Genomic DNA, 2383 nt, shown 5'->3' on the forward strand with positions numbered 1-2383 from the left:
CTCCTCGCGCGTCGCCATCAGGCCGGGCATCTCGGTTTCGGCGATGCTGATCTCGTTGCGGCCCCAGGCGGCGAGCGAGATGTCCTTGACGACGTAGTCGGTGAAAGCGGACTTCTTGGCGACGGCGGTCATGTGTCTTCCCTGGTCGGATGAATCTGGCGTGTCAGTACAAAATCAAGCTGGACGCTTTGTGGCACGGTCTGCTCCCTCTCCCCGTTCTTACGGGGAGAGGGCTGGGGTGAGGGGCTCTATCCGCGCACCGAGCTTGTGGAGAGTCCCCCTCACCCGCTCGCCTTCGGCGCGCGGCCTCTCCCCGCAGGCGGGGAGAGGCGAAAGAAGAAAATCAGAACGCGCGCTTGAGCGCGTCGGCGAGATCGGTCCTCTCCCAGGAGAAGCCGCCTTCATTATCCGGTGTGCGGCCGAAATGGCCGTAAGCCGAAGTACGCGCGTAGATCGGACGGTTGAGGTCGAGATGGGTGCGGATGCCACGCGGGGTGAGATCCATCACCTCGGCCGCCGCCTTCTCGAGCTTGTCCTCCGACACCTTTCCGGTGCCGTGGGTGTCGATATAGATCGATAGCGGCCGCGCCACGCCGATGGCGTAAGCGAGCTGCAACGTGCAGCGGTCGGCAAGACCGGCGGCGACGATGTTCTTCGCCATGTAGCGCGCGGCGTAAGCGGCCGAGCGATCGACCTTGGTCGGGTCCTTGCCGGAGAACGCGCCACCGCCATGCGGAGCCGCGCCGCCATAGGTATCGACGATAATCTTGCGGCCGGTCAGGCCGGTGTCGCCATCGGGACCGCCGATATAGAACTTGCCGGTGGGATTGATGTGCCAGATCGTCTTGCCGTTGATCCACTCCTTCGGCAGCGCCTGGCGCACATACGGTTCGACGATCTCGCGCACCTGCGCCGAGCTCAGGTCCTCGATCAGATGCTGGTGCGAGACCACGATCTCGCGAACGCCGACCGGCTTGCCATTCTCATATTGCACGGTGACCTGGCTCTTGGAGTCCGGTCCCAGCACCTTCTCGCGGCCGGAGTGACGCGCTTCCGAAATCAGGCGCAGGATCTTGTGGGCGTAGAAGATCGGCGCCGGCATGAGGTCGGGTGTCTCATTACAGGCATAACCGAACATGATGCCCTGGTCGCCGGCACCCTCTTCCTTGGCTACGCCCGGCTGCAGCGCGTCGACGCCTTGCGCGATATCGGCCGATTGCGGATGCAGCAGGATTTCGATGTCACAGGTCTTCCAGTGGAAGCCGTCCTGCTCGTAGCCGATATCCTTGATCGCGTCGCGAACGACGGTCTCGATCTGGTCATTGGTCACGGACTTGGGGCCGCGGGTTTCGCCGGCGATCACCACCTTGTTGGTGGTGGCGAGCGTTTCGCAGGCCGCGCGGATCGCCCAGGGATCAATGCCCGCCTTCGGGCCCTCGCGGTAGAACAGGTCGACGATCTCATCGGAAATCCGGTCGCAGACCTTGTCGGGATGGCCTTCGGAAACCGACTCTGAGGTGAACAGGTAAGACGCGCGCATCTAGGTAGCCCCTTTTTCCGCCGGTGTCCGGCGGTGTGTTTTCAATGTCCTGATAGGTCAGTCCCGACGGCGCGAGATGACGTAGGATTCGTCGTAAAACCAGAGCCCGTTATGCTTGCGCAGAACCTCTCTGACGGCGTCGAGATAACGGCCACTCTGGGTCATTTCCGTCAACCGGTCGTCTTCAATCTGTGCGACATACACCGCCGCATTCCATGCTGCAAAGGCCGTCGAGGTTCCTATCGAGCCGGTAACCTCGTTGGGCAGCGCTTCCATATCATACCGGAAGATCGAACGGTTATCGGCATAGGCGTTAAAATTGAGGTCGCGCCCGGCCGATCCGAGCTCGTATTTCACCGCGCGCAATAGCTCATGACGGCTTACGGCGAAAGGATTTTCTCCCGGCCAGACCGCCTGGATAATCTCCAAGCCGGGATCCTGGCCATGGGAGTGAATCCCGATCAAACGGCCTCCCGCCCGCAAGGCCCGCCCCAGGGGCGCAATAATGCGTTTTGCACGGAAATTGACGCTGGATTTGGCCCGGTATGGCTGGGATGCGATAATCAGGTCGAAATTGGCCTCGACCTTGCCGGCCCGCGGAATGATCGAATCGAGCAGGAATCGGTGGTCTTCCCGGTACAGCACCAGGGCGACCGGCCGCTCATAGATCGGCATGCCCGAACGGGGCGAGACGCTGGCCCGCCAGTTTTGCTCCAGAAATGGGCCAAGTTCCGCGATTTGGGCCTCGAAATCGCCCGAAGCGGCTCCCCTTAAGGGAACCTCGTGCCAGATCATGCCCGCGGCAGCGGTGGGCGAGGCTGGGGTCAGCCAGGGCGCCTCGGC

The 2383-nt window shown here is 62.4% G+C and carries 2 protein-coding genes and 1 pseudogene; all 3 read right to left on the reverse strand.

What is annotated here, in order from left to right; translation table 11 throughout:
• Positions 1-132 (reverse strand): adenosylhomocysteinase (locus VFL62_RS18520; RefSeq protein WP_325173833.1); only part of this gene is annotated, 132 nt, incomplete at its 3' end.
• Positions 133-343: 211 nt separating this feature from the next.
• Entirely contained in the window at positions 344-1540 is a 1197-nt protein-coding gene (gene metK / locus VFL62_RS18525; RefSeq protein WP_325173832.1) for a methionine adenosyltransferase, read from the reverse strand.
• Between the two features lie 57 nt (positions 1541-1597).
• Positions 1598-2383, reverse strand: a pseudogene (locus VFL62_RS18530) (hypothetical protein); the annotation flags it as partial.

It is taken from the genome of Bradyrhizobium sp. (genome assembly GCF_035701725.1).
In the GTDB taxonomy this organism is placed as follows: domain Bacteria; phylum Pseudomonadota; class Alphaproteobacteria; order Rhizobiales; family Xanthobacteraceae; genus Bradyrhizobium.